Here is a 26,949-nt window from a genome sequence, read left to right as displayed (position 1 = left end):
ACCCAGGATTAACCCTACCCCCAACAATGGCCCTGTTCCGCCCTCGCGTTCATCATGCGCCGGCCCATTTTCGCGCTAGCTTTGGCCTGCGAATGCCATGACCTGCATTGCGCGAGGATATCGAATCATGGACGCAAAACGCCGCCAGTTCATGGGCGTTTCCGCCGCCGGCATTGCCGGCGCGTTGGCGATGTCGCCGGACGCTGCGCGCGCGGCGCCGCCGGCCTCGACGTTCGGGCGCGACGCCACGCAATATGGCGTGCGTCCCGGCAGTCCCGAGGATCAAACCAAGGTATTGCAGCGCGCGATCGATGAAGCCGCGCGGGCGCAGGTGCCGCTGTCGCTGCCGCCGGGCGTCTACCGCACCGGCCTGCTCCGTCTGCAAAACGGCTCGCAACTGGTCGGCGTGCGCGGCGCGACCAAACTTGTCTTCAGTGGCGGCGCATCGATGCTGCAGAGCGAGGGCGCCGGCGGCATCGGGCTATCAGGCATCACGTTCGACGGCGGTGCCATTCCGCTGCCGACGCGGCGTGGCCTTGTCCATTGCGCGGGCGGTCGCGATGTCCGCATCACCGATTGCGAAATCACCGCCAGCGGCGGCAACGGCATCTGGCTCGAGCAGGTCTCGGGCGACATCAGCGGCAACATCTTCACCAGGATCGCGACCACGGCGGTGGTGTCGTTTGATGCAAAGGGCCTGATCGTCTCGCGCAACACCATCATCGACACCAACGACAACGGCATCGAGATCCTGCGGACGGCGATCGGCGATGACGGCACGCTGGTCCTGGACAACCGTATCGAGGACATCAAGGCCGGGCCCGGCGGTTCCGGCCAGTACGGCAACGCCATCAACGCCTTCCGCGCCGGCAACGTGATCGTGCGCGGCAACCGCATCCGCAATTGCGACTATTCGGCGGTGCGCGGCAATTCGGCGTCCAACATCCACATCACGGATAACAGCGTCAGCGATGTCCGCGAGGTCGCGCTGTATTCGGAATTCTCGTTCGAAGGTGCTGTGATCGCCAACAACACCGTCGACGGCGCCGCCGTCGGCGTCTCCGTCTGCAATTTCAACGAGGGCGGCCGCATCGCGGTCGTCCAGGGCAACGTCATCCGCAATCTGTTGCCGAAGCGGCCGGTCGGCACCATTCCGGACGATGACGCGGGCATCGGCATTTATGTCGAGGCGGACAGTTCCGTGACCGGCAATGTGATCGAGAACGCCCCCTCCTTCGGGATCATCGCCGGCTGGGGCAAATATCTGCGCGATGTCGCCATCACGGGCAATGTGATCCGCAAGGCCTTTGTCGGGGTCGGCGTCTCGGTCGTGCCGGGCGCCGGCACGGCGCTAGTCAACAACAACATGATTTCGGAAACCCCGCGCGGCGCCGTGGTCGGCCTCGACCACGCCCGCGCCATCACGACCGACCTGTCCGCCGAAGGCGCCCAGCGTTACGCCCAGGTGGTGATCGGGACCAATGCGGTGCGCAGGTAGTCTTTGTTTGACGCGTTTTCTTGACGCGAACCGGTATCCACCCCGGATCAAGTCCGGGGCAGGCTTTCGCTTGAAAACGCTATGTCGCTACAGCGCGTTGCGCAGCAGCGGGTAGCGATCCCTGATCGCGTCAAGATCCAGCGTCGGGGGTGAGAGATCGTCCAACGCCGGCGCGTCGGGCACCGAGGGCGCTTCGGCGGAATCGGCAAGCACGCTTTCCAGCGCGACCAGGACATCGCCCGGGACATCGCGGGGTGGCAATTCGGCTGCGACTTGCATCGGCCGCGGCGCCGGCGGAAGCCGATCGCGCAGCAACCTGTGTTCAGTCGAGTGGCGACGTCCGAGCCAGGACAAATCGACGGCGGTGTTATCGAGCGAGGCCTCGCGCGTCTCCAGTTTGCGCCAGAGTTCGACCGCTTCCTTGGCTTCCCGGATATTTTCGAGAAAGGCGTCTTCGGTATGAAAGCGCCGCCAGCGCCCGGTCTCGAACAGTTCGGTGAGGTAATCCAGCCGCTGCTCCGCAAGATTGCACCAGCGCGCAACGATATCGCGGCCCCGTGCCACGTCTGCATGATGTGTCATAAACCTGCCCGTAAGGAGAAGAACGGACGCAGACGCAACAGAGGCGAATCAACTGGACGTGGTGGGGATATTCTGTGGAAAACTTCTTGATTGTCCAGTACGTGACATTACGGGACACACCCCGGTGCAAGAAACCCGCATGAATGCAGGGTTACTCGCGCTATCGACCGTCAAGCCGTTCAACGGCATGGCCGCATTGCGTGGACTCGCGGTGATTTCACGGACGGCAACGCGGGTCGATGAGCTCTCGCTCAGAAACGGGGTGCTGAAAAGAAAAGACCCGTCCGGGGGGACAACCGGACGGGTCAAGCCATATGGGCGCTTGGGGTGGATGGGCGCTCGCGCCGAATACAGCCGATGGGGAGGGATAACCGCTCCCACATTCATTAGTCGCAGCAGCTTTGCGGGACGTTCAAAAGGCCGATCGATTTTTTTAACTTTTTATTCGGGCGAGCCGGCCGAAATCACCGCGTAGCGGGGCGATTAACGGTGTTTGCGGCCGATTTCTCGGACGCCATCGACGGCGCCGAGCCGTTCATCGCTCTGCTCACGGAAGCGTTATCGGCGGGAGCCGGCGCCTTCTGAGATCCCGGCGCCTCCGAAACCGCAGCGAGCGGTACCGCAGGCGCGGCCGTCGAGGCGGTGACGGCAGCGAAAGCATCGACCTCGCCCGCCCCGAACATATCGTCACGGCCGGGCGCGCCAAGGTCGCGGGCGGTCTTCGTCAGGATCGCGCGCAGATCGTTCGGCTTCAACGCAGGATTGCGCTCCAGCATCAGGGCGGCAACGCCGCTGACAAAGGCGGCGGAAAACGAGGTACCCGAGGTGATCTGGTATTTATCGTCCGGCGCCGGCAGGAAGATATCCGCGCCGGGCGCTGCGATGGCGATATGGACACCGCGGTTCGATGCCGCAAACAGCTTTGCCTGCGAGTCGGTTCCGCTCACCGCAATGACGTTCGGATTGGCGGCGGGATAGAGCGCCGGCGATTTGGCTCCGGCATTGCCGGCGGCGGCCACCATCAGGATCCCCCTGGAAGCGGTCGCGGCAACGCCGCGCTCGATCAAGGGATCCTTCGGTCCTGCAAAACTCATGTTGATGATCTGCGCACCGTGCTCGGCCGCATAGTCCAGCCCCTTGAGGATCACATAGGAGGTGCTCTCAGCACCATTTGCGCCGCTGCCGAACGCACGGATCGCCAATAGCCGCGCCTCCGGCGCGCTTCCCATCAGCTTGCCATGCGCCACGATCGCGCCCGCAATGCCGGTACCGTGGACGTGCGGGCCTTCCTTGCTGCCGAGCGCATCGAAACTGTCGGCAACCGAATTGACGAGTTCGGGATGTTTGACGTCAACGCCTGAATCGATCACCGCAATGGTGACGTTCATGCCGCGGACCAGCTTGTGCGCCTGTGGCAACCGAAGCTGGGCGACCGCGTATTGCGCGGCGTCGCCCTCGCTCATCGAGCGCTTCTGATCCTGCAGCATATAGCGGAAATTGAGCTGCACCGACTTCACGCCGCCGGCGCTGTCAGCGGCGAACTCACGGCGGACGACGTCCACCGGGCGCTGATCGATGATCCGGAACAGGCCGATGGTGCCGCCGATCAGCGGGAATTCCTGCGAGGAGAGCCGCTCGAGGCCGTGACGCCGGGCCAGTTCGTCGGCCTGCGCCGGCGATAGCGCACTGTCGATCTCGGCCACCAGTTCGTTCGGGATCGCGCGCGTGTCGATCGCGGCCGCCTGCGGCGGCGCGTTGTTGCGCGGACCGTTATTGCCCTTCTTGGCCGAGCCGCCGCTGCCGCCGCCATCGACCGAAAGGACCGGGCGGTCGAAGCATTCGCCGTCAGGACCGCGATTGGCGTACTGGCAGACCGGATAGAGGTTGGGTGAAAAACGCAGCGGAAGCGTCGGATCCACACCGACACGGGAAATCTCGGGACGCCCGTTCGGTGTCCGCCCTACCAACGTCCCACCTCCGCCTCCGCCGTGCGTGGTCGGCGGAACGCGCGCGATGACCCCGGGACCGGGCCGGGTCGTGACGACAGGCCGGTTCACAATGACGGGGCGGTTCGTGATAGCCGGCCGGTTCGTGATGACAGGACGGCCCGTGATGACCGGATTGACCCGCGCCCCGACGGTTGGGTTGATTCTGGTCGTTGCGGACGGATTGATTGTCGGCACCCGGGAACTAACGTTCAGGCTCGGCGTGCGCATGATGGCTTGCGCGTCGGCGACCGAACCGCCGAACAGCACAAGCGGCAGCGCCATCGCCGACAAAGCCCATGCCGCGCGCTGCGCCCTTATCCGCCAATTCACGCGAGCATCGACCATGGGACCTCGGCTTGGTCAGGCGACCGACGCCTTACGGCGTCGGCACCGCAAGATTGACGATCTTCTCACCTTGCAACTTGTTCATCAGGTTCGTGACTTCATCCTTGCCCAGCGCACGGTTGCCGAACTGCAGCCGGAACATGCCGCCCTTGGCGCCATCGACGATCGAAGCCTGATAATTGTCCAGGAGCGCGTTGATGTCGGCGATGCGCGCGTCAGGGTTAAACCGCACCAGCGCGCGCGGTGGCACCGCGGCACCAAGTTCGCGGGTAAGGGGCGCCGCCGTCTGATTCAGGCTCAGCGAAGCCGTTTGAAAGGAAGCAGTCTGGTTCTTCATCAGCACCGCGCCGATCACCCCGGCCTGCAACAGCAGCGCAACAGCGCCGAGGCTCGCCGACCAGGCCAGCGTCCGCGGCGAAAGCTTTGTGAAGAATTCCGCGATCCGCGTCGAGAGATTGATCGACACCGACGGCTTGCGCTCGGGCTCGCCGTCGATCGCCGCGAACAGCTTCTGCATGGCGCGCGCGGACGGCGCACCCAGGCTTTCGTTGAGATGAATGGTCTCGGCATATTCTTCCTGGATCACGGCATATTGCCGGGCCAGGTCGGGATCGCCGGCGAGCGCCTCATCGACGCGACGCGCATCGCGCGCGTTCAACGTGCCGGCCGCATGGAATGGCAGCAGCATCTCGATTTCGCCGGGCTCTTGATCCAGCATTTTCTTGCTCATCGCCATCATGGCCAACCTCGCTCAATGCCGGCTGCCTTGAGCAGTTCGGCCAATTTCTTGCGCGCATAAAACAGACGCGTCTTGACGGTGTTTTCCGGAATTCCGACGATTTCGGCCACCTCTTCCACGGACTTCTCGTGGTAGTAGACGAGATCGACGATCTCCCGATGCTCAGGCGAAAGTGATGTCAGGCACTTGCGCAACGCATCACTGGTATCTTTCTTCTGAACCACCACTTCCGGATCATCGGACGTATCCTCGATCGCGTTCGCGGTCTCATCGTCCAGTCCAACATCCTTCCGGCGCCTAAGTGCCGACAGGGCCTTGAACCGCGTAATCGCCAGCAGCCAGGTGGTAACAGCGGATCGGCCTTCGAACTTGCCAGCCTGGCGCCACACATCGAGAAACACCTCACTGATGAGGTCTTCCGCAACCTGTTCGTCCCTGACGAGCCGAAGCCCGAAACGGAACACCCTGACATGGTGCCTTCCGTAAAGCACCTGCATGGCGAGCCGGTCGCCTTGAGCGATCCGAGCGATCAGAATTTCGTCTGAAGCCGCCTGTGCCGCACTCAATTGCCGTCTCGCAAGGTTGGTCGGGGGGAGATGGCGGAGGGTTCGATGGCCGAGGCAAGATTCTTCACATTACGGCAATGACCGGACTGCATGTGTGATCTACCCCACAGAGGATCGCCGGACGACCGAGATGATGCCGACGAGAACGAACGAAGGCCCGGAATTGGTACCATAATACGGAATTGCTTTCCTAGAGGTTGCACCACCCGTTGCGACCTTACCAAGGCTCGGTCCGCAAGGCAGCATCTGCGTACAAGTTGAGCTGCCACGCAACGGTCGCGGCCGCCCGAATCCGCCAAATTTCCGTTGCGAAACAGGACAATGGAGGTGTTTTAACGGACCAGATTCGGTTCCAAAAGATACCAAACCTAAAGGCTTTCCCACTTAGATTTTTGCCGAGTTCCATCAACGGCGAGTCCATGGGCACCGCGGCCTCCTCATTCGTGAATCCGGCCGATCTGGATGGCGTCGGTCCCCAGCCGGCGGCGAAGGCGCTTGCCCGGCGCGCCAAGCAGCGTCGCCAGATCCTGATCATGATCGGGGCCAGCTACATCATCGACGCCGGGGTCTTGCTGCTGTATGCGCAAGCCGGTTCGACGCCCCTCATGATCGCCCCGGCCTATGCCGCTTCCGGCCTGACCCTGGTGATTTTCAGCCTCATCCTTTCGGAATTCGGGTTCAACGAGCGCTTCAAGGATCATTATCTGGTCGCCCCGCAGGCGACCATCTGCATGCTGATTGCCCTGGCGTTCACCTATCTGGCGCCCGAAGTCGGCGGCATGTTCCTCTGCACCCTGTTCATCGTGTTCAGCTTCAGTTCGCTGCGCTCGATCCCTGCGCAGACCATGATGATCTGGACGGCGATGACGATCGGCCTCGCCGGGCTGTTCCTGTTGACCGACAAGCCGATCTCGATGCCGCATGGCAGTCACCTCGAGCGCTTTGCCACCTTGCTGGTGTTCGTCCTGACCATCGGACGCTGCATGTTCTTAGGCATCTTCTCCAGCTCGCTGAAGCAATCGCTGTATCAGAGCGGGCTGAAACTCAAGGAAGCCTACAAACGGATCGAGGAGCTCGCCGAACTCGACGAACTCACGGGATCGTATAACCGCCGCTGCATCATGCGGATGCTGGATGAAGAGATCGCCCGCGCCGGCCGCAATGACGCACCCTGCTCGATCGCATTGATCGATCTCGACTGGTTCAAGCGCATCAACGACGCCTTTGGTCATCCGACCGGCGACGAGGTGCTGCGGACTTTCGCCATCACCATGTTCGCCAACATCCGTGGCATCGACCGCTTTGGCCGCTACGGCGGCGAGGAATTCCTGCTGGTGCTGCCCGGCATGAGCACCGACAATGCCGTGCGTGCACTCGACCGGCTGCGCGGGATCATTGCGGGGCTCGACTGGAGCGCATTCTCGCCCGACATGAGCGTGACCATTTCCGGAGGCGTCGCGACGCTGAAGCCGGAGGAAACCCCGGACCTGTTTCTCGCCCGCGCCGACAGCGCGCTTTACGCAGCCAAGGCACAGGGACGCAACCGCATCGCCAGCGCCTGAACCGGCCATTTCAGTTGTTCCGGCGACGGAGAATCCATCGCCGGGCTTTTGCTCCAGGATAGAGTCATATGAGTTCGAAGTCCGCTATCGCCCCCATCAGCCTGCTCGACGAACTGCAGACCACGCTCGCGCACGGGACTGTCGCCCGCCGGGTCGAAACCTTGCGCCGGGTGACCGACCTTTTCATCAACGGCGCGGTGGACTTTTCGGACGAACAGGTTGGGCTGTTCGACGATGTCTTCCAGTGCCTGATCGATCACATCGAGACCTCAGCCAAGACATTGCTGGCCAACCGCCTCGCGCCGGTCGACACCGCGCCGCCGCTGACGATCCGGGCATTGGCGTTCGACGACGTGATCGAGGTTGCCGGACCCGTGCTGTCGCAATCGGCGCGGCTCGACGACGAGACCCTGATCGAGAATGCGCGCAGCAAAAGCCAGGCGCATTTGATGGCGATCTCGACACGAAAAGTGTTGAGCGGCGCGGTCACCGACGTGCTGGTCCAGCGCGGCAATGATGCGGTGGTCCAGAGCACCGTCAACAATCCGGGCGCCGAATTCACCGAGCGCGGCTTCACGCGGCTGGTCAACCGCGCCGAGGGAGACGACAATCTTGCGACCTGCGTCGGCCTGCGTCCGACGATTCCGCGACATCTGTATTTGAAGCTGCTGGCCAAGGCGTCGGACGCGGTCCGGCAGCGGCTGGAGGCGGCCAACCCGCAAATGGCGGCGCAGGTGCCGACCGCCGTCAAGGAGGCGACGCGGCGCGCGCGCTCCGCACCGTCGGCGCTCACCAGAAACACCGAGATTGCCCACGCGCTGGTCAAATCGCTGTACCAGGACGGCCGGCTCGACGAATTCCAGGTGGCGTCATTTGCCGAGGCCGGCAAATTCGACGAAGCCAACGCCTCCATCGCAGCGCTGGCCAACGTGCCGGTGGCGATCGCCGAGAACATGATGATCGAAACCCGCGCCGAAGGCGTGATGATCCTTGCGAAGGTGGCAAGCCTGTCATGGTCCACCGTCCGGGCCATCATCAACATGCGCGACGAACTGTCGGGCGGGGAGCCGACCGACATCGCGGCGTGCAAGGACACCTACGAGCGGCTGCGGCCGTCGACCGCCCAGCAGGTGCTGCGCTTCCACCGCATGCAGCAACACGCGCCCGCGAAGTGAGCCACAAAGTTGGCGGTCGTCCGAGCCCGGTGCGCGATTGGGCATCAGGCGCCGGGACGACAACGGGACGACAAAAGAATCAGAACCTGAGCAGTTTCGATCCGGCGAGCGCGCCGATCGCCGTGACCAACGCGGTCGAGAGCGTGTACCAGGTCGCGACGAACAGCGGTGAATCATCGGTGCAATGCGACGCGTAGAGGGTCGCAGCCAATCCCGCCGACAACATTCCGGCGATGGCGCCGGCCACAGCAGGCCGCGCCGGCGCGCCGTGACGCAGGCCAATCAGCGCGCCTGCCAGGATCGGCAATGACAGCAGCGGGATCGCCGTCATGCACATGCGCGAATTGTTGCCCATCAGCCGCGTCATCATCGGCAGCCGCTGCGGCATCATCATCTCGCCGCCGATGCCTGCGGTCAGAAGCCCGGCCGGAATCAACAGCAGCCAGCCGAAGCCGCGCAGTGAGGCTTCCGGCCGCGACAGATGCAGGCTGACGGCGATGGCCGCGGCGGCCAATGCCAGCGTCACCGCGAATTTCAGGTCGAAGAATGGATTGCGCATCGCGGTCATCACGTCGGGCCGGATGCCAAGCTCGGTGAAGAACATCAAAAGCGAGACGGGAGCCGCCGCCAGCAGCGCCAGCATCAGCGCAAATCCGACCGGCCGCGCGCGATGCGCGTTGTCGGCCGCCAGGGTTTTGATGAGCTGATCGGTATCCATTCTCATTGTTCCCGTAACTTCGCGGTCAGGCTGGCAAGCCCCCGATGCAGCGCGACCCGCACCGCACCCTCGCTCATCGCCAGTTTGGCCGCGGTATCCTTGATCGACGCACTCTCGACGGCGATCGACTGCAGGACGTCGCGCTGGCGCGCCGGCAGCGACGCCAACTGGGCGGCGACCTCGCCTGCCGACGCCGTCTCAACCGGGGCCTCGCCCGGGAGCACCTCGGCGAAATCTTCGATGTTGACGAACACCCGCCGCCCCCGGCGCCGCAGCGCGTCGATCAGCTTGTTGCGGGCGATCGCAAACAGCCATGGGGCAAACGGGGCGCTGACGTCCCAGGTGTGCCGCTTCAAATGCACCGCCAGCAAAATGTCCTGCACGATATCCTCGGACTGATCGACCGGTTGCCCTGCACGCGCGAGCCCGCGGCGCGCCGCGGCCCGGAGCACCGGCGTGACGGCCTTGAGCAGGCGATGATACGCCGTACTGTCGCCTGAAATGGCCGACCGCATCAGGCCGGTCCATTCGTCCTCACGTTCGCGCACGCGCGCTCCCACCTTGCAATTCGGTCGCTTTTTCAATTTGTTACGTCGAGGCGTCAAGATCACGAAGTCGTGATCGACATGCCCCAGCGTATTTCTTCGCGCATCCTCATTCGGGAATCGGGCAGCCGGTTCCTTGCCGGCTGGCTCATACCATCGATCGGCCCGGCTCGCACTCGCGCCGGCTGCCGCAACGCGGCTGCCCTGCTTTTGCCGTTCTTGCCCGAAGATTCCCTTTTTTTGCCCCGCTGTGGACACGGGGCGAGGTCTCATTTCGCCTTGGGGGCGGGGCAAATGGGGAGATTGCCACATGATCGTCAAAGCCAGCGGGCGCTCGGCCTTGATTGTTGCAACAGGACTCTTCGTATATTTCGCGGGGCCGACGCCGATAACGGCCACCAATACGGCCCTCGCGGCTACGACGTCGAAATCGGATAGCGCGACGTCTGGAAAGTCCGTCCGGCCGAGCACCCGCCACTGGAAACGTTACACGCGTCGGTCGGGCAAGATCGCGTCGAAACCTGCCGAGACCAGGAAGGACGTCGGCGACGCCTCGACCAACAGCGCGCTCACGATCCCGGCGTCGGTCGCCAACGCCAATGCGCAACTGGCATCCGCCGATTTCCCCGCCGGCAGCGCCCAGGCGATGACGGCAAAGGCCCACATCCTGCTGGCGTCAGCCGACAAGCCGGGGGAAGCGCAGTCCACCACCGACGCCGTGGTCTCATCCGATCAGCTCAATGATGTCGATCGCGCCCTGCAGCAGAACCCGGCCACGCAGACCGTCGCGATGGCCGCTGCCAAGCCCACCCCCGCGGCGCCGGTTCTGGCTTCCAGCCATGACAGTTCGACCTGGGATCAGACCTCGTTGATCGGGAAAATCTTCATCGCCTTTGGCGCATTGCTGACGATGGCCTCGGCGGCGCGCATGTTCATGGCGTGAGGTATTCGGCACCGGACGCGGCGAAATGCGTCCGGGCCGCCTCTTCAGCCCACTTGAAGCCCAGCCTACTTGAAGCCCAGCCTACTTGAAGCCTTGGCCGCCAGCGGGCACATTGCCCGCCAAATCAGGCACCGGGGTGAACCATGGCTACGTTCGAACACATCATTGTCGAAAGCAAAGGCGCGGTTGGCATTATCACGCTGAACCGCCCGAAAATGCTCAACGCGCTGTCGTTCGGCGTGTTCCGCGAGATCGCCGCGGCCGTCGACGACCTCGAAGCCGACGACGCGATTGGATGCATACTGGTGACCGGCAGCGAAAAGGCCTTTGCGGCCGGCGCCGACATCAAGGAAATGCAGCCAAAAACCTTCATCGACATGTTCTCCAGCGATTTCGCCGCCATCGGTGGCGACCGCATCGCCACCTGCCGCAAGCCGACGATCGCGGCTGTCAGCGGCTATGCACTCGGCGGCGGCTGCGAACTTGCGATGATGTGCGATATCATCATTGCCTCCGACACCGCCAAATTCGGCCAGCCGGAAATCACGCTCGGCACCATCCCCGGCATCGGCGGGACCCAACGGCTGACGCGCGCGATCGGCAAGTCTAAGGCGATGGATCTCTGTCTTACGGGACGGATGATGGACGCCGCGGAAGCCGAGCGTTCGGGCCTGGTCAGCCGCGTCGTGCCGGCTTCCAGCCTGATGGACGAAGCGCTGGCAGCGGCGGAAAAAATCGCCTCGATGTCGCGCCCGGCCGCCGCGATGGCCAAGGAAGCCATCAACCGGGCGTTCGAGACGCCGCTGTCGGAAGGCATGAACGTCGAGCGCAATCTGTTCCACTCGACCTTTGCGCTGGAAGACCGCTCCGAAGGCATGGCCGCGTTCATCGAGAAGCGCAAGCCGGTGAACAAGAACCGATAGGAGCGCGAGGTCTCTCCTATGTCGTCCCGGCCTTGAGCCGGGACCCATAGCCACTGTTGTGTGTTTTGCGAAGGCTGGAGCTACAGCCAGGCACAATAATCAGCATCGGTGGTTATGGCCCGGCTCAAGGCCGGGACGACGTAGAGATTATTCGTGGCTCCTTGCCAGCGCCGCATTCACCAGCGCGCGATAGGCCCGCTCGACAAATGTCGTCGGGCGGTCGAGGCCTAGTCGAGCCAGGCATTCGAGACGCGCGGTGTCGGGCGGCTGCGTCATTCCCTGCCAGAGCAGCCCGGGTAACCGCAGCGGCGTGCGCTGCGCTTCCCGCAACAATTGCAAGGCCGGGATCAGCCGCTGTTCGGTCTCCGTAAAATCGCTGCCGAACGGGAACGACGGCAGCAGGCCCGCCTCGCGCGCGGGCTTCAACGCTGCCGCGATTGCTTCCGGAAAATTCCGGCGATGCGCGGGCGGAATTTCAAAATCCTTCGGCAGCTTGCCGGCATCCTTGGCGACCTTTGCGAGTTCGGCCTGGAAGCGGGAGTCGGTCACGGCAAGCATCGCAGCGATGGTTTCGGCATCGGATTTTCCTCTGACGTCGGCGACGCCATATTCGGTGACGAAGACATCGCGCAGATGCCGCGGAATGGTCTGATGGCCGTAGTTCCAGAGGATGTTGGATTGCGCCTTAGCACCGGCCTGCCGGGTCGATTCCAGAGCCAGGACGGATCGCGCGCCCTGCAATGCGAACGCCTGCGCCACGAAATTATACTGCCCCCCAACACCGCTCACGACCTGACCGTTTTCGAGGCCGTCGGAAATCGCAGCGCCCATCAGGGTTGCCATCATCGCATTGTTGACGAAACGGGCATCGATGCGCGCGCGGCGTTTGATTTCCTCGTCGCCATAAAGCTGGTTGGTGAACGACACCGGCATCATCTGGATGCGCGCGATCTGTTCCGCCGGCATTTCGCGCAGCGTGCGATAAAACGCTTTCGGCCCGAGGAAAAACGCGCCGTGCAGCGTCACGCCATCGACTTCGCGCTTGAGTACGCCGGCGTCGATCAGGCCGAGAAACGCCTCGAGCAGCATTTCACTGACGCCGTACAGCCCCTTCTCGAACGGTCCGGCCTGCGGCACCGCTTGGTCCGGCGCGAGCCGCTTCATGACCGCGTGGAATTGCGCATTGTCGCGGTGACGAACGATCAGGCCCTGCGCCAGCGCGTCGCCGACCTGCCCGATGCCGATCTGTAGCGTGCCGCCATCGGGCACGAGACCCGCGGCATGCAGGCCGATGGCGTATTTGGTGTCGCTGATCGGCTCGGCCGGCGGCGCGAACAGCGGGAAGTCCGTCTCGGGGCTGTCGAGCACCGCGCTGAATTCGTCGCCCGCGAGATCGCCGGCGCCGGGCATGAACGGCAGTTCGGAATTGACCTGGCCCACCAGCCTGAACGACGCCCGGCCCTCGGCGCGGGCGCGCAAAATGTCGAGCGTGGTGTCGGTGTTGCAGCTCAGGCTGTAGCGCGCGACGCCACCCTCCACGCGCTTCGCCACCAATTGGGTGACGACATTGAGCCCGCGCGCCAGCAGATAGGACGCGGCATGCGTGTAGTTTGCAGAAATGTAATGCTGCTGCGGATACGGTACATGCAGCCACTTTCCGGCGAGGAAGAAAAATTCAATTACCTGGATGTTGAGCGGCAGCGCGCCGGCATGCAGCGCGGCGGCGTAGGTCAAATCGGGATAGCCGCCGAACAGCCGGTCGATGACAGGACCGATGAAGCGCTTTTCAAGCAGGCTGCCCGGCCTCGGCTTTTCCAGCGTCAGCGCGGAAAACAAGGTCAGCTTGATCGAGCGATCGGCCGCGGCACGCGCATAGAGCGCATTGATGATGTGGTTGGCCTTGCCGAGCCCAAGCGGCAATCCGACCACGAGGTTGGTTCCGACATCGCGGATGATATCTTCCGCGATCGCTTCGGGGTCGGAAAACAGTTTCGGCATCAAAATGCGGATCCGGCGTCATGAAACGCCGACAGCCCTGGAATAGGACGCCGGCTGCTCCGAGCTATAACGCATTTGTTACCGAACTTCGTCTGTGACGAACCTGCAACAGCCGAGCGCCGAATTCCTGTGATGATGTCGCGCGACCGTTTGCCAGTGGCGGCACCGCCCCCTAAACAGGTAGATGTGACGTGGCCGTCGGCGGGGGCGGATGGGCCTTGGGTAGTTGCGGGATCAAATGGTTGGGCGTGCCGCTAGAGTTGGCCACGTTGCAAGGCGCGTGCTTCGATCGGGCATTTGCCTTGGCGTCGTGATTTGCGTGGCGTTTGCCGCGGCAGGCGCCCAGGCCGAAAACCTCCCGGATGCGCTGGCCAAGGCCTATCAGACCAATCCGCAGCTCAACGCCGAACGCGCGCGCCAGCGGGCCACCGACGAAGGCGTGCCGCAGGCGCTGGCGGGATACCGGCCGCAGATCGTCGCCAGCCTCACCGCCGGCCTGCAGGCGGTCCGCAATCTCCTGCCCGACAACACCGTGCAGTCGGCGAGCTTGAAACCCTGGACCATCGGGGTGACGGTGACTCAGACCCTGTTCAACGGCTTCAAGACCGCCAACAGCGTCCGCGTCGCGGAACTGCAGGTATCGTCCGGCCGCGAGGCCCTGCGCAATGTCGGCCAGGGCGTGCTGCTCGATGCCGTCACCGTCTACACCAACGTGCTGGCCAATCAGTCGCTGGTGTCAGCGCAGCGTTCCAACGTCGCGTTCCTGCGGGAAACGCTGGGCATCACCCAGAAGCGCCTCAATGCCGGTGACGTGACGCCGACCGACACTGCCCAGGCTGAAGCCCGCCTCAACCGTGGCCTCGCCGACCTCAACGCCGCCGAGGTTGCGTTGGCCATCAGCCAGGCCACCTATACCCAGGTGATTGGCAACGCGCCGACGCAGTTGAGCCTCGCCGAAACCGTCGACCGCTATCTGCCGCGCAGCCGCGATGACGCCACCGGTCTCGCCTTCCAACAGCATCCGGCGGTCATGGCGGCCGCCTTTGACGTCGACGTCGCCTCGACCAGCATTCGCGTCGCCGAAAGCAGCCTGATGCCGACCATCACGATGCAAGGCAGCGTCAGCCGCAGCAAACAGTCGGATCCCACGCTCGGCACCTTCGGGACCGACCAGGCTTCGATAGCCGGCCAGCTCAACCAGCCAATCTACGATGGCGGCATGGCGGCCTCGCAGACCCGGCAGGCCAAGGAAATCTCAGCCCAAAGCCGGCTGGTGCTCGACCAGGTCCGCAACCAGGCGCGCACCGCGGCGGTCGGCGCCTGGGTTGCCAATGAAGGCGCCAAGGTCGCGGTGTCCGCTTCCGAATCCGAAGTGCGGGCTGCAACGGTCGCCTTGCAGGGCGTGCAGCGCGAGGCGGCGGGCGGCCAGCGCACCACCGTCGACGTGCTGAACTCGCAGCAGGATCTGATCCTGGCGAAGGCGCGTTTGATCGGCGCACAACGCGACCGCGTGATCGCCTCCTACACCCTGCTCAGCGCCATCGGCCGGCTCGACGTCAAGACGCTGGGGCTCAACACGCCGGATTATCTGCCGGAAGTGCATTACCATCAGGTGCGCGACGCCTGGCATGGCCTGCGCACGCCGTCGGGGCAGTAATTCGCAACTTTGTCGCCGGTGTTAACTGCCCGCTGTTCATGTCCGCGATTTTTCATCGCCGGGAATCTACACTAGCTTAAAATTCGAGCTGATTTGACTGCACCCGATTTTAATCGATCCATTTCTGCGAGGCCTCGTGATCTCAAACATACTGCGCTGGTCGGGCAAGACGCTGCTGGCGTTCCTGGTCCTGATCGTGATCGCGATAACGGCGTTCCGGATGGCGGCATCGATCCGCGAAACCCACACCCGCGCCGAACTGGCGCCGCCATCGGGCCGTCTGGTGCCGACCAGCACCGGTGGCGTGTTCGTGCAGGAAAAGGGCCCGGCGGATGGAATTCCCGTCGTGCTGTTTCACGGCACGGCGGCGTGGAGCGAGCTCTGGCGCCACACGACCGGCGTGCTCGCCGCCGCCGGCTTTCGCGTCATCGCGCTCGACCTGCCGCCGTTTGGATTTTCGGATCGTCCGGGCAGCTACACAAGGGAGGATCAGGCTGCACGCATCAACGATGTTCTCGTCCATCTGAAATCCAGGCCAGCAATTATCGTCGGCCATTCCTTTGGCGCCGGTGCAGCGACCGAACTGGTGATGCGCTATCCGGACCGGGCGCGGGGCCTCGTACTGGTAGATGCGGCGCTGGGACTGACGGCCCCGCCGTCAGACGCGCCATGGATCGTCCAGCCGAAATGGATCCGCGAAATACTGGTTTCGCTGACCATCACCAATCCGGTGGCAACCAAGACGCTGCTCGAATCCCTGATCGAGAAAAAGGAACGCGCGCTGCCCGAATTCGTCGCGATCCTGCAACGGCCGACGACGCAGCGCGACACCACCCCTGACATCGCCGACTGGCTATATTACTTCCTCGGCGCCGACCGCAACGCCGTGAGTGCCGATCGCACCGCATATGCACGGGTGAAGCTCCCCGTCGCCATCCTGTGGGGTGACAAGGACAACACGACGCCGGTTGAGCAGGCGCTTGATCTGCGAACGCTGTTGCCGCCGGATACCACCCTCACCCTGCTGCCGGGTCTTGGCCATATTCCGCAAATCGAGGACCCCGCTTTGTTCAACGACGCCCTGCTCAAGGCGCTCGGAAAGCTCTAGACTTGAGGACAGATTCGAGCAGGCCGGAGGGATCATGGATATCATCAGATTGTGCGCCTGGGGCTACGCCGCCCTGCTCGGCTTCGTGATCCTGACCGGATACATCCCTGCCTTCATCGATCAGAACGACATGATCTTCGGCCTGTTCCGCCGCACCTGGTATGCCGACGGGCTGCATCTGGTTTCCGCGCTGTGGGCGCTCGCGGCAGCGCTGACCTCTCGCCGCGCCTCGGAACTGTTCTTCCAATTGTTCGGCGCGTTCTACTTTGCCGACGGCTTGCTCGGCCTCTTCACCGGCTCGGGCTATCTCGACTTCGGCATCCTGATCAACGGCGTGCTCAACCTTCCGCTGGCGACGCGCTTTTTCGCCAATGCGCCGCATCTCACCCTCGGCGGCGTTGCGATCCTGATCGGCTATCTGCTGGCGCCGCGGACGCGAGCGGCCGTTCATGCTTAAATGGCTGCGGCGCATTGCTGTCGTCATCGCGATCCTGATCGCGGTGTTCGTGCTTGCGCCGCTCGCCTATATCGAGGGCACCTGCCGCCCGTCTTCGTCAGCTTCGGCGTCACCTGCGCCGTCGGTGCCGCTGCCTGCGATCAACGAGCCGCGCTACCAGCGCAAGCAGAACAACACGTTCTTCACCTTTCCCGAATGGTACATCGTCTATTCGTTCGAGGATTTCGGCCGCTTCCTCGACCGCTCCAGCGAAAGCCATTTCAATTATCTCGGACACATTTTCGGATTCTGGCGCAGCTTCTGCACCATCAATCAGGCGGTGCCGCCGACCGGTGAATCGCTCACCGAAGTCAAGACCATGATCTATGTCATCGGCGTCAGCTACTCAATCGAATACGCGATCAAGGGATTTTACGAGAACACCATCGGCCGTGTGTTCGAATGGATTCGGGGCGAGGAACGGACCCCGCAAGACCTGTACGCGCGCAAGGTACTGCAGGACTACGCGGCGTTTCTTTACACCGTCCCCTGGTTCAAATTTCCGTTCCGCGAGAAGCTCGATGGCTTGATGGTGATCTCGGCGCGGACCGATAGCCCGCTGCGAACATGGGAGCGCAGCTTCGCGCTCGGCACCGAATACTACCTCAAGGTTGGTTACGCCGCGCTGATCCAGAAGGCGCTCGATGCCGGTGGCGACGACGAGCCGCGCGACATCATGTTCGCGGTCGCAACGTTGCCGCCGGCGGTGCTGGCGAAGGAGCCGCGTATCAAACCGATCCGCGCGCTGACGCCGCAATGGCAGCTGGTGCAGACGCCGCGCTACAAGGATTTCACCGAAATCCTGCAGAGCCTCCTGGATCAGGGATATGCCCTTGCCGAGATCGCCGGTAACCATGAAATCCTGATTACCGTGATCGCACCGGATGCCGCCAAGCTTGACGTCAAAGGGACCACGGAACTGTTTTCACTGGAGCTTGACGGCAAACCCGGCTTTCGCAGGGCCGGCCTGAAGGCTAGGATCGACCGTCTCGTCGATATCAACCGCGACCTCAAGGCCAGGGGCGTGAGCATCGAGCATTTCTATGATTACTGAAACGCCACATCATCGCACGTTGCGGCCATTACGCCGGATCGCGGGCGCTTGCGCACTCGTGGTATGCGGTTGGCTTGTGATTGTGGTCGCTCTCACCTTCGGATCGGCGCCGGGCAAGTCCATGGCCATCATCGGCCCGCCGGCGCAGGCGCTGGCCATCATCGCCAAGGCCAACGGCCGCGTGCTGGCGGCGAGCGACTATGTCACCTTCGCGCGCTCCGACGATGCCGGCTTCGTCGCCCGCCTCTATGCCGCGGGCGCGCTATTGGTGCTGGATGCGGAGCAAGCCGGCGGCTGCAGCGGCCTGCCGCCCAGGCGCGTCGCGCAATTATGACGCATACTTCTGATAGAACGTATTCGTAAACAGCTCCGTCGGATCGTATTTCTTCTTCGCAGCGAAGAAGTCGTTGATCTCCGGATAGGACCGCTGCAACTGATCCTTCGAATAATAGAGCTGGTAGGGCAGGAAAAACCGGCCCTTGTGCGCGATCGTGAGATCGATCAGCTCTTCGGTCGCCTTCTTCATCCGCTTGTTGCCTTCATCATCCGTGGTCTGGTTGATGTAGAGCACCAGCGAGAATGCCGGCTCCGGAGAATAGGTCAGGAAGTTGTCTTCCTGATGCACGATGCGCACCGAGGCATTCAGCAAATTGGTCTTGTTGTCGGTCAGCACCTTGCGCATGCCGTCGACAAAGGAGACGAACTGGCTGCGCGGGATGAAATATTCATGCAGGATGTCGGTGTCGTTGGGCAGCGCGTTGCGCAAATACGGCACCGAGTCATGCATCGGGTCGTTGCGGTTGACGAGACAGGCTTCCGCCGAGCCGATCGCCTGCGCCCGCGTCACCGTGCAGGTTTCCATCCGGTGCTCGATGTGCTTCTCGGACAGCCACTTCATTTCCTGGAACAGCGGGCCCTGCTTGGACAGGTTGATCGTCAGCCGCCGCAGCTTGGTGCCCGAGACCTCGCCAAGCGGTTCGCGCTTGAAATCTGATCCGTCGACCTTGGTGTAGGTATAGAGCAGCAATTCCTGCAGGAAGCTGCTCGGCGCGGTCGAGAGGTGGCCGTACATCAGGCCGATACTGGCATCCTTCTCGATCTCCCTGGCGAACAGCCCCGGAAACTCCTTGTAGTCCATGATGCGGCGTCCGGTCTGGTAAACCAGATTGTCGGCGATATCGAGTTCGGCCTCGACGATCACGCCGAACAGGCCATAGCCGCCGACCACGAGGTTGAACAACTCCTTGTTCTCGGTTTCCGACACCGTGCGCAACGTGCCATCCGCCAGCATCACGCGCATCGACTTGATCGATTTGCGGAGCGCACCGGCCTGATGGTCCATGCCGTGGGCATTGACCGAGATCGAACCGCCGACGCTGAAAATATCGGTCGACTGCATCGCGCGCACCGCAAAGCGCGGGTGCAGCAGGTTCTGGATGTCGTGCCAGGTCGCGCCCGGCTGCACGGTGATGGATCGCCGGTTCGCGTTGAGCACGACCTTGTTGAAGCCGCGCATGTCCAGCACGATGCCGCCCTTGCGGAACGCCTGCCCGCCCATGCTGTGGCGCACGCCGGCGGTCGTGACCGAGAGCTTGTTGTCGCGCGCAAACGTCAGCGTTTTGGTGATGTCGTCGACGCTGCGCACGTCAACCACGCCGTAGATTTCGGTCTTGTTGAGACAGCTGGCATCATTGATGCTGCCACCGAGCTGCGACCATTTTACGTCTTTCAGCGGTGCGATCGCCTTGATCCGCTCCAGATCGATTTTGGCCTGCTCGCCACCCCCCACCGCCGGTCCGCAATCCTTTTCGCCGCTGGGATCGGCGGCAAGAGCCTGCAGTTTGCGGTAGCCGTAAACCCCAAACAGCACCACGACCACCGCGGCGACGGACGCCCCGGTTTTGAACTTCTGTGAAAATTTTCGCATGAATTGATTCCAGGTGATGTCCGATAGTCCCGGCAGGTGGATAATTAGTCAAATGGCCGAGCTTATGGTTCGATAACGTACTGATTTTACGGAACGACAAATCCGTTTTAACGCGCCCTCCTTGAGAACACCGAGATGAGCACCGGCAGCGTGATCAGGATGACGATTGGCGCCAGCATCATGCCGGTGACGACCACCACCGCCAGCGGCTTTTGCACCTGCGAGCCGATCCCCGCCGACAGCGCCGCCGGCAGCAGCCCGACGCCGGCCACGACGCAGGTCATCAGCACCGGCCGCAATTGCAATTCGCCGGTGCGGATCACGGCACGCATCCGCTCATAGCCTTCGTCGATCAATTGATTGTACTGCGACAGGATGATGATGCCGTCCATGACAGCGATGCCGAACAGCGCGATGAAGCCGATCGCCGCCGACACGCTGAACGGAATCCCTGAGATCAAGAGCCCGAGCACGCCGCCGAAGATCGCCATCGGGATCACGCTCATCGCCAATAGTGTGTCGACCATCGAACCGAAATTGAAGAACAGCAGCACCGCGATCAGCGCCAGGCTGATCGGGACCACGATCGACAGCCGCTTGATGGCGTCCTGCAGATTGCCGAATTCGCCGACCCACTCGACCCGCGATCCCGGCGGCAGCTGCACCTGCGCGGCGACCTTGTCCTGCGCTTCCCGGATCGCGCTGCCGAGGTCGCGCTCGCGGACCGAGAACTTGATCGGAAGATAGCGCTCCTGCCCTTCGCGGTAGATATAGGCGGCGCCCGAGATCAGATTGATCGAGGCGACCTCGCTGAGCGGGATCTGCGTGATGGTGCCATTCGGGCCCGGGGCGCCGATCCGCAAATTATGAATCGCCTCGGCGCTCTTGCGATATTCCGGGGCGAGACGAACGATGATCGGGAAATGCCGGTCGCTGCCGGGTTCATAGATGTCGCCGGCGCTGTCGCCGCCGACCGCGACCTTGATGGTGGCGTTGATATCGCCGGGCGACAGGCCGTAGCGCGCCGCCCGCGCGCGATCGACATCGATCTGGATCGTGGGCTGACCGAGCGAGGTGAATACCGCCAGATCCGTCACGCCCTGCACGGTGGCGAGGACGGACTTGATCTTGTTGGCGGTGTCGGTCAGCGCCTGCAGATCGTTGCCATATAGCTTGATCGAGTTCTCGCCCTTGACGCCCGACACCGCCTCCGAGACGTTATCCTGCAGATATTGCGAGAAGTTGAACTCGACGCCGGGGAATTTTTCCTGCAACTGCGCCAGCAATTGCGCGGTCAGTTCGTCCTTGTCATGGGTGTTGGGCCATTCTCTGGCGGGCTTCAACGGCGCGAAGAATTCGGCATTGAACAGGCCCGCGGCGTCGGTGCCGTCGTCGGGGCGGCCGTGCTGCGAGACCACCGATTCCACTTCGGGGCGGCTGCGGATCAGCTTCCGCATCTCGTTGACGTAGGTATTGCCTTCCTGCAGCGAGATGGTCGGCGGCAGCGTGGCTCTGATCCACAGATTGCCCTCTTCCAGCTTGGGCAGGAATTCCAGCCCGAGCAGCCGCGCGAACACGATGGTCGTGATCGCGAGGACCGCAGCGCCGGCCATCACGATCCGGCGGTTGGCGACCGCCCATCGCAGCACCGGCAGATAGAGCCGGTCGAGTTGCCGCATGATCCAGGTTTCGGTGTGCTCCATATGCGAGGGCAGGATGATGGCACTCAGCGCCGGCGTGACGGTGAAGGTCGCCAGCAAGCCGCCCGCCAATGCATAGGCATAGGTCCGTGCCATCGGCCCGAAGATGTTGCCTTCGACGCCGCTCAGCGTGAACAGCGGCAGGAAGGCGGCGATGATGATGGCGGCGGCGAAGAAGATCGAACGCGACACGTCGGCGGATGCGGACAGGATGGCGTGGCTCTTCATTCCCATCGTGGTGTCGAAGGAGATCTGGCTGCGCTCGGCTTCCGACAACGCCGTGGTCTGCGACAGCCGGCGGAAGATCGCCTCCACCATGATCACGGTGGCGTCGACGATCAGCCCGAAATCGATCGCACCGACCGAGAGCAGATTGGCGGATTCGCCGCGCAGCACCAGGATGATGACGGCGAAGAACAGCGCGAATGGGATCGTCGCCCCGACGATCAGCGCGCTTCTGATATCGCCGAGGAACAGCCATTGCAGCAGCACGATCAGGATGATCCCGACCACCATGTTGTGCAGCACGGTGTGGGTGGTGATGTCGATCAGGTCCTTGCGGTCGTAGATCCGCTCGATCTTGACCCCCGGCGGCAGGATGCTGGAATTGTTGATGGACGCGACCAGCTGCTCGACGCGGGTGATGGTCGGCGCACTCTGTTCGCCGCGCCGCATCAGCACGATGCCCTGCACGATGTCGTCGTCCTGGTCGAGGCCGGCAATGCCAAGCCGCGGCTTCTCCCCTATCGTGACATGCGCGATGTCGCTGACCAGCACCGGATTGCCGCCGGATTGCGACACCATGGTGTTGTTGAGGTCGTCGATCGAGCGGATCAGTCCGACGCCGCGCACCACGGCGGATTGCGCGCCGATATTGACGGTGTTGCCGCCGACATTGATGTTGGCGTTGCTGACCGCCTGCAGCACCTGCGGCAGCGTCAGGCCGTTGGCGACCAGCTTGTTGAAATCGACCTGCAGCTCATAGGTCTTGGTCTTGCCGCCCCAGCCGGTGACGTCGATCACGCCGGGCACGGCGCGGAAGCGGCGCTGCAACACCCAGTCCTGCAGCGTCTTCAGATCGAGCACGCTGTAGTTCGGCGGGCCCTTCAGCCGGTAGCGGTAGATTTCGCCGATCGGGCTGAGCGGCGAAATGCCGGGCTGCACGTTACCCGGCAGGGGCGCGAGCTGCGACAGCCGGTTCAACACCTGCTGCAGCGCTTCATCATAGGTGTAGTCGAACGAGAACTGCAGTTTGACGTCGGACAGGCCGTACAGCGAGATGGTGCGGATGGTGCGCAGGTTCTTGATGCCGGCGACCTGGGTCTCGATCGGGATCGTGATGTAGCGTTCGATCTCTTCCGACGACAGGCCCGGACTTTGCGTCACGATGTCGACCATCGGCGGGGTCGGGTCGGGATAGGCCTCGATGTTGAGCTGCCTGAACGCGATCAGGCCGCCGACCATCACCGCGACGAACATGCCGACCATTAAATAGCGGCGGTTGACGGCAAGGGCGACGAGGCGATCCATCCAGATCGAAGCTTTCAGTGAGTAGAGCGGGAGATCAGCTGCCGGACGCGGCCCGGTCGATGAACAGCGCGCCCTTTGTCACGATCAGCTCGCCGGGCTTCAGATTGCCGATCACTTCGACGAGATCGCCGTTGGCAAGGCCCGCCTTGATCTGGCGGAGTTCGATCGTGTGGTCCTCATGCGCGACCCAGATCCGGACCTGGTCCCCCTCGTAGATCAGCGCCGTTTTCGGCACCCCGACCGCCGGGTGATCGCCCGCCGAATAGATCGTCACATTGGCGAACATTTCCGGCTTGAGCACGCCGTTGGTGTTGTCGACGGTGGCGCGCACCAAGAGCCGGCGCGTCGCCGGATCGATCGCGGTGGAAACGTAATTGACGCGCGCCGACAGCGCCTGTTTCGGCAACGCCAGCACGTTGAACGTGACGTCCTGCCCGACCGCAACATTGGCGGCGTCGGTCTCGCGCACGAAGGCGACCATCCAGACGGTGGAGAGATCGCCAATGACATAGACCGGATCGCTGGCGCCGGAATTCACATACTGGCCGGGGCCGATCTTGCGCTGGACCACGGTGCCGGCGATCGGCGCGAAGATGGTGGTTTCCGGATTGATGCGGCCCTTTTCCTGGAAGGTCGCGATGTCCTCGTCGGTGAGGCCGAGAATGCGCAGCTTGTTGCGCGCCGCTTCCATCGCCGTCTGCGAGGAGCGCATGTCGTTCTGCGCCTGGATCAGCGTCGCCTGGCTCTGCTGATAATCCTTGAGCGGAACGGCCTTGCCTTCGAACAGATCCTTGGCGCGCTGGCCCTGCAGTTGCGCCAGATCGAGCGCGGACTTGGCCTTGTTCATGGCGCTCATTGCGCCGATGAAATCGTTCTGCGCCTGCACGTTGTCGGCAGCCTCGATCACGAACAGCGGCTGACCCTTGACGACATTATCGCCGGGCCGGACCAGAAGCCGGGTGACCCGGCCGGCATAGGGCGAGAACACCGGCGTCGAGCGATCCTCATCGATCGCAATCTTGCCTTCGGTGACGTGCTCGGCCCGGAAGCCCCGCGTGGCAACGGGCTGGATGGTCAGGCTGGCCCATTCGGCCGGCGACAGCTTGTAGCGCTGCTGTCCTCCCTTGCGGGACTGGCTCGACACCTCGGAATGCCTGGGCGCGGTTCCGTTGAACTGCACGAATCCATAGACGCCCGCGCCTGCAAGCAGGAGCGCGGCGATCAATACCGCCGGTCGTCGTCGGCTAAATAGCTGTAATTGCTCAATCAATTTGTTACGCATGCGGTCTGTTCAACTCAGCAATGGCGACAATTTGCCTCACCCTGCGCTAATAGTGCCTAATCGGAGTTCCAAACAAGCGAAAAAACGAAGACAGCCGTTAAAATTTGGGGAGGTCGGCCTGAACGCCGGCTGAAAATATCTACTCGCGCGCCGGCCATTGCGGCGGGTGGCTGCCGAGCGGCATCGCCGGGCGAGCCCAGAACGCCGGGGTTTTCGACAACAGCGCCGCGTGCCGGACCGACCGCAGGGCACCAAAGCCGGAAGCCACCTTCTCGAAAGGCATCACGGTTTCCCCATTCAAATCCCCGGTCTTGAAGCCATCGGCAACGCGACCGAGATTCCACAGCCACCGACCGGTCTGCGCCAGCGACACCCGAACGTGCCAGCTGCCGCCTTCGCGCGACTGCCGCGCCTTGGCCATCATGGCGCCGAACGCCATGAGGTAACCGGTGGCGTGGTCCAGTATCTGCGCCGGCAGTTCTTTCGGCCCGTCGATTCCGGCCGCCTGCCCTTCGGCATGGTTGAAGCCCGTGGACGTCTGCACCAGCGAGTCGAAACCGCGGCGCTCCGCCCAGGGACCTTCATGACCATAGGCGGACAGCGTCACATAGACGATCCCCGGACGAATACGGGCCGCCTCTTCCGGTGCAAAGCCGAGGCCGGCGATCGCGCGCGGCCGATAGCCCTGCGAAACAGTATCGGCCTGCGTCAATAGATTGCGAAACACCTCGCGGCCTTGTTCGCTTTTGAGTTCGACAAAACTCGTCAGCTTGCCGCGCCCGGTATCGATGGTGAGCCAGGGAATCGCCGGCAGATTTGGACCTGAGATCAACAGCACGTCGGCGCCGTGGGCGGCGAGCGTGCGGCCCGCGACGGGACCTGCGATCACGCGCGACAGATCGAGCACGCGAATGCCGGCAAGCGGCCGATTGCCTTTCGGCCACGGTTTTGGTGCGGCATCGCCGATCTTCTCGATTGTGATCAGAGGCAATCCGGCAAGCGCCCTGGCGTGCGGCGTGGCGGACCATTCGTCATGCGAACGCATCATCGACACCACGCCGCCAGCGGCATAGGCCGCGGTCTCGAACGCCTCGCCATCCCATTGCATCAGCGCGGCCTGCACCTCGTCGCGCTCCGGCTTGCAGTTCAACACCTTGCAGACGGCGTCGCGGTGATGCGGGAAATTGGTGTGCAGCCTCACGAAGCGCGCATTGCCTGTTTTGTAGACGCCGGCGATCGCGTCCCAGGCCGGCGGCGGCGGCTTGTCGTCGACGCGCAGATAACGTTCGGAGCGGCATTCGACCACGGCGTGGCGCATGTCGATGGTAACGTCCTGCGATTGCCCGCTGCGCAACTTCCAGATTTCGGCAGCGGCAAGGCCGGTCGCGGCAACGCTGGCCTGCGCCGCGGCGCCGACGCGAAACGACGACGGCAGTTGCGGCTCTTCGCCGGTCAGCTTGACGGCATCGAGCGCGGAAGCTTCGCCGCCGGCCGACGTCCAGATATCGCCGAGAATTTCACGCGGGCTTTGCATGGCCGTCTCTCTTCCCTACGTTTCAAAAGCTCTGCCCGACCTCAAAAGGAGTTGCAATGGCCGCCTTAAACTGGAAGGCCGGGTGGCCGCTGGTCGGTGCGGTGCCGGAGTAGTCTGTCGTCCCGGCCTTGAGCCGGGACCCATACCGCGTGATGCTCATTGTTGCAGAAGGCATTTGACACCAGCGTTTTACCGATGGGCCGCGGCGTATGGGTCCCGGCTCAAGGCCGGGACGACAGCGGTATGTGTTGTGCGACCATCATCCAAACGCAGTTTCGCATTCTCGCGGCGCATTGCGCCCGAGCTTTGCCATTCATTTCCTTGCCCTAAATACAGAGGGCGCAGGGAAGACCGGGTGCGCGCTGCACCCGCGGTCTCGTGTGCGAATAGTGCAAAGAAAGCTGCACACGAGCATACAGGGCAGCGGAGGACACCCGACATTCCCCGCGCAATGGCTTTACGGCTTATGCCGTGCTCTCCCCGGAGACGAGTTCTTGGTTGACTCCGTCACTGCCGTTTCCGCTCACGCTTCTCCGACAGCTTGACGCCTGCAACGGGCGCCAGGACCACACGGTTTTGCCGTACGCTTAATCCACGCCGTCGTCAGACGTGAACCAGGCGTCCACCGCGACCCGCCCCTCGTTGTGACGATGGCCAACGCGCCCCTCTGAGTGGGACGGGATGGCGAGAATGTGCCGGTGATTTGGGTGGAAGGAAAGCGAAATATTTTTGATTTTCGTAAATTTTCGACTTGACATGATTTCCGTAAATCAGAACTGATTTGCCCGTCGGGTTGATTTGTCGCACCCACCGCATCCATATCGTGGTTGCGCGCGAGGCGACTCAGTTCGCGGCGCGAAGGAACAGAGACAGGCATCCTCAGCCTATGCTGATTATTGCGCTGGACCGATAAGTCCATGCACATTTAGCAGGCTAATCGCATGGTGTCGGAAGCCCTAGATTGGGTCCATGCTTCATCACACAGCCATCACCGCTCGCGCGATGGTTGTTCTCTGCGCGGCGGGCCGCCGCCATGCTTCTTCGTAATTCAACGTGCGTGAACGCACGAAATCCCGACA

General features: G+C 63.0%; 22 protein-coding genes. 11 read left to right on the top strand and 11 right to left on the bottom strand.

From position 1 onward, the window contains the following. Window positions 1-127 precede the first annotated feature (127 nt). On the top strand, window positions 128-1,498 hold the full coding sequence (locus tag JQ558_RS02045) for a TIGR03808 family TAT-translocated repetitive protein (protein ID WP_212292691.1): 1,371 nt from the start codon (window positions 128-130) through the stop codon (window positions 1,496-1,498). A gap of 87 nt (window positions 1,499-1,585) precedes the next feature. Here the strand turns inward: JQ558_RS02045 and JQ558_RS02040 are convergent, their stop codons facing one another. Beyond that, window positions 1,586-2,080, bottom strand: a complete 495-nt coding sequence (locus tag JQ558_RS02040; RefSeq protein ID WP_212292690.1) for a TIGR03809 family protein — start codon at window positions 2,078-2,080, stop codon at window positions 1,586-1,588. A gap of 139 nt (window positions 2,081-2,219) precedes the next feature. Here JQ558_RS02040 and JQ558_RS02035 point away from each other — a divergent pair, with 139 nt between their 5' ends. Beyond that, window positions 2,220-2,555, top strand: a complete 336-nt coding sequence (locus tag JQ558_RS02035; protein WP_212205318.1) for a hypothetical protein — start codon at window positions 2,220-2,222, stop codon at window positions 2,553-2,555. Here the strand turns inward: JQ558_RS02035 and JQ558_RS02030 are convergent. Genes JQ558_RS02030 through JQ558_RS02020 form a run of 3 tightly spaced genes read right to left on the bottom strand, consistent with a single transcriptional unit; the run spans window position 2,545 to window position 5,718 of the window. After that, entirely contained in the window at window positions 2,545-4,413 is a 1,869-nt protein-coding gene (locus tag JQ558_RS02030; RefSeq protein ID WP_409410480.1) for a S8 family serine peptidase, read from the bottom strand. The two genes, JQ558_RS02035 and JQ558_RS02030, sit on opposite strands and share 11 nt — an antisense overlap. A gap of 31 nt (window positions 4,414-4,444) precedes the next feature. Next, the gene (locus tag JQ558_RS02025) at window positions 4,445-5,152 is read right to left on the bottom strand and encodes a hypothetical protein (RefSeq protein WP_212205316.1); all 708 of its coding nucleotides are present in this window, start codon (window positions 5,150-5,152) and stop codon (window positions 4,445-4,447) included. Next, window positions 5,149-5,718 (bottom strand): sigma-70 family RNA polymerase sigma factor, encoded by a 570-nt coding sequence (locus JQ558_RS02020; RefSeq protein ID WP_212205314.1) that lies wholly within the window; start codon window positions 5,716-5,718, stop codon window positions 5,149-5,151. Before JQ558_RS02020 ends, JQ558_RS02025 begins: the two co-directional genes overlap by 4 nt. A 419-nt stretch (window positions 5,719-6,137) precedes the next feature. Between JQ558_RS02020 and JQ558_RS02015 the strand changes: the two genes are divergently transcribed. Next, window positions 6,138-7,280 carry a GGDEF domain-containing protein gene (locus JQ558_RS02015; protein ID WP_212292689.1) on the top strand — a complete coding sequence of 381 codons (1,143 nt, stop codon included), beginning with the start codon at window positions 6,138-6,140 and terminating at the stop codon, window positions 7,278-7,280. A gap of 68 nt (window positions 7,281-7,348) precedes the next feature. After that, complete coding sequence (locus tag JQ558_RS02010; RefSeq protein WP_212292688.1) at window positions 7,349-8,455, top strand: DUF2336 domain-containing protein; 1,107 nt, start codon at window positions 7,349-7,351, stop codon at window positions 8,453-8,455. A gap of 79 nt (window positions 8,456-8,534) precedes the next feature. Here JQ558_RS02010 and JQ558_RS02005 read toward each other — a convergent pair whose 3' ends face one another. Continuing rightward, a complete protein-coding gene (locus tag JQ558_RS02005) occupies window positions 8,535-9,173 on the bottom strand; it encodes an NrsF family protein (protein WP_212205310.1) in 639 nt (212 codons plus the stop codon). Window positions 9,174-9,175: 2 nt separating this feature from the next. Continuing rightward, window positions 9,176-9,721, bottom strand: coding sequence for a sigma-70 family RNA polymerase sigma factor (locus JQ558_RS02000; protein ID WP_212205301.1), 546 nt, complete (start codon window positions 9,719-9,721; stop codon window positions 9,176-9,178). A gap of 307 nt (window positions 9,722-10,028) precedes the next feature. On the opposite strand from JQ558_RS02000, the gene JQ558_RS01995 reads away from it, so the two are divergent. Then, on the top strand, window positions 10,029-10,661 hold the full coding sequence (locus tag JQ558_RS01995; protein WP_249119640.1) for a hypothetical protein: 633 nt from the start codon (window positions 10,029-10,031) through the stop codon (window positions 10,659-10,661). Window positions 10,662-10,804: 143 nt separating this feature from the next. Then, window positions 10,805-11,584, top strand: a complete 780-nt coding sequence (locus tag JQ558_RS01990; RefSeq protein WP_192737398.1) for an enoyl-CoA hydratase — start codon at window positions 10,805-10,807, stop codon at window positions 11,582-11,584. Window positions 11,585-11,731: 147 nt separating this feature from the next. Here the strand turns inward: JQ558_RS01990 and JQ558_RS01985 are convergent, their stop codons facing one another. Next, entirely contained in the window at window positions 11,732-13,582 is a 1,851-nt protein-coding gene (locus tag JQ558_RS01985) for an acetyl-CoA hydrolase/transferase C-terminal domain-containing protein (protein WP_212292687.1), read from the bottom strand. 238 nt (window positions 13,583-13,820) lie between these two features. On the opposite strand from JQ558_RS01985, the gene JQ558_RS01980 reads away from it, so the two are divergent. The 5 genes from JQ558_RS01980 to JQ558_RS01960 all read left to right on the top strand — a co-directional run bounded on the left by JQ558_RS01980 (window position 13,821) and on the right by JQ558_RS01960 (window position 18,231). After that, window positions 13,821-15,239: a TolC family outer membrane protein gene (locus tag JQ558_RS01980; protein ID WP_212271953.1), complete on the top strand. Its 1,419-nt coding sequence runs from the start codon at window positions 13,821-13,823 to the stop codon at window positions 15,237-15,239. Window positions 15,240-15,375: 136 nt separating this feature from the next. Continuing rightward, window positions 15,376-16,347, top strand: a complete 972-nt coding sequence (locus tag JQ558_RS01975) for an alpha/beta fold hydrolase (protein ID WP_212292686.1) — start codon at window positions 15,376-15,378, stop codon at window positions 16,345-16,347. Window positions 16,348-16,381: 34 nt separating this feature from the next. After that, complete coding sequence (locus tag JQ558_RS01970) at window positions 16,382-16,804, top strand: hypothetical protein (protein ID WP_212205293.1); 423 nt, start codon at window positions 16,382-16,384, stop codon at window positions 16,802-16,804. Continuing rightward, window positions 16,797-17,897, top strand: a complete 1,101-nt coding sequence (locus tag JQ558_RS01965; RefSeq protein ID WP_212292685.1) for a hypothetical protein — start codon at window positions 16,797-16,799, stop codon at window positions 17,895-17,897. The genes JQ558_RS01970 and JQ558_RS01965 overlap by 8 nt, the downstream gene beginning before the upstream one ends. A gap of 82 nt (window positions 17,898-17,979) precedes the next feature. Next, entirely contained in the window at window positions 17,980-18,231 is a 252-nt protein-coding gene (locus JQ558_RS01960; RefSeq protein WP_212205289.1) for a hypothetical protein, read from the top strand. On the opposite strand, the gene JQ558_RS01955 is transcribed toward JQ558_RS01960, so the two are convergent. The 4 genes from JQ558_RS01955 to JQ558_RS01940 form a co-directional block, all read right to left on the bottom strand. Continuing rightward, a complete protein-coding gene (locus JQ558_RS01955) occupies window positions 18,226-19,824 on the bottom strand; it encodes an FAD-binding protein (protein WP_212292684.1) in 1,599 nt (532 codons plus the stop codon). The genes JQ558_RS01960 and JQ558_RS01955 overlap by 6 nt on opposite strands. 107 nt (window positions 19,825-19,931) lie before the next feature. After that, window positions 19,932-23,054, bottom strand: coding sequence for an efflux RND transporter permease subunit (locus tag JQ558_RS01950; RefSeq protein WP_212292683.1), 3,123 nt, complete (start codon window positions 23,052-23,054; stop codon window positions 19,932-19,934). 34 nt (window positions 23,055-23,088) lie between these two features. Further along, on the bottom strand, window positions 23,089-24,336 hold the full coding sequence (locus tag JQ558_RS01945; protein WP_212292682.1) for an efflux RND transporter periplasmic adaptor subunit: 1,248 nt from the start codon (window positions 24,334-24,336) through the stop codon (window positions 23,089-23,091). A gap of 139 nt (window positions 24,337-24,475) precedes the next feature. After that, a complete protein-coding gene (locus JQ558_RS01940; protein ID WP_212292681.1) occupies window positions 24,476-25,870 on the bottom strand; it encodes a CoA transferase in 1,395 nt (464 codons plus the stop codon). Window positions 25,871-26,949 lie beyond the last annotated feature (1,079 nt).

The organism is Bradyrhizobium sp. AUGA SZCCT0160 (genome assembly GCF_018130105.1).
GTDB lineage: Bacteria > Pseudomonadota > Alphaproteobacteria > Rhizobiales > Xanthobacteraceae > Bradyrhizobium.
The sequence above is the reverse complement of the archived record's forward strand: the minus strand, read 5'-3'. Positions and strand labels throughout refer to the sequence as shown.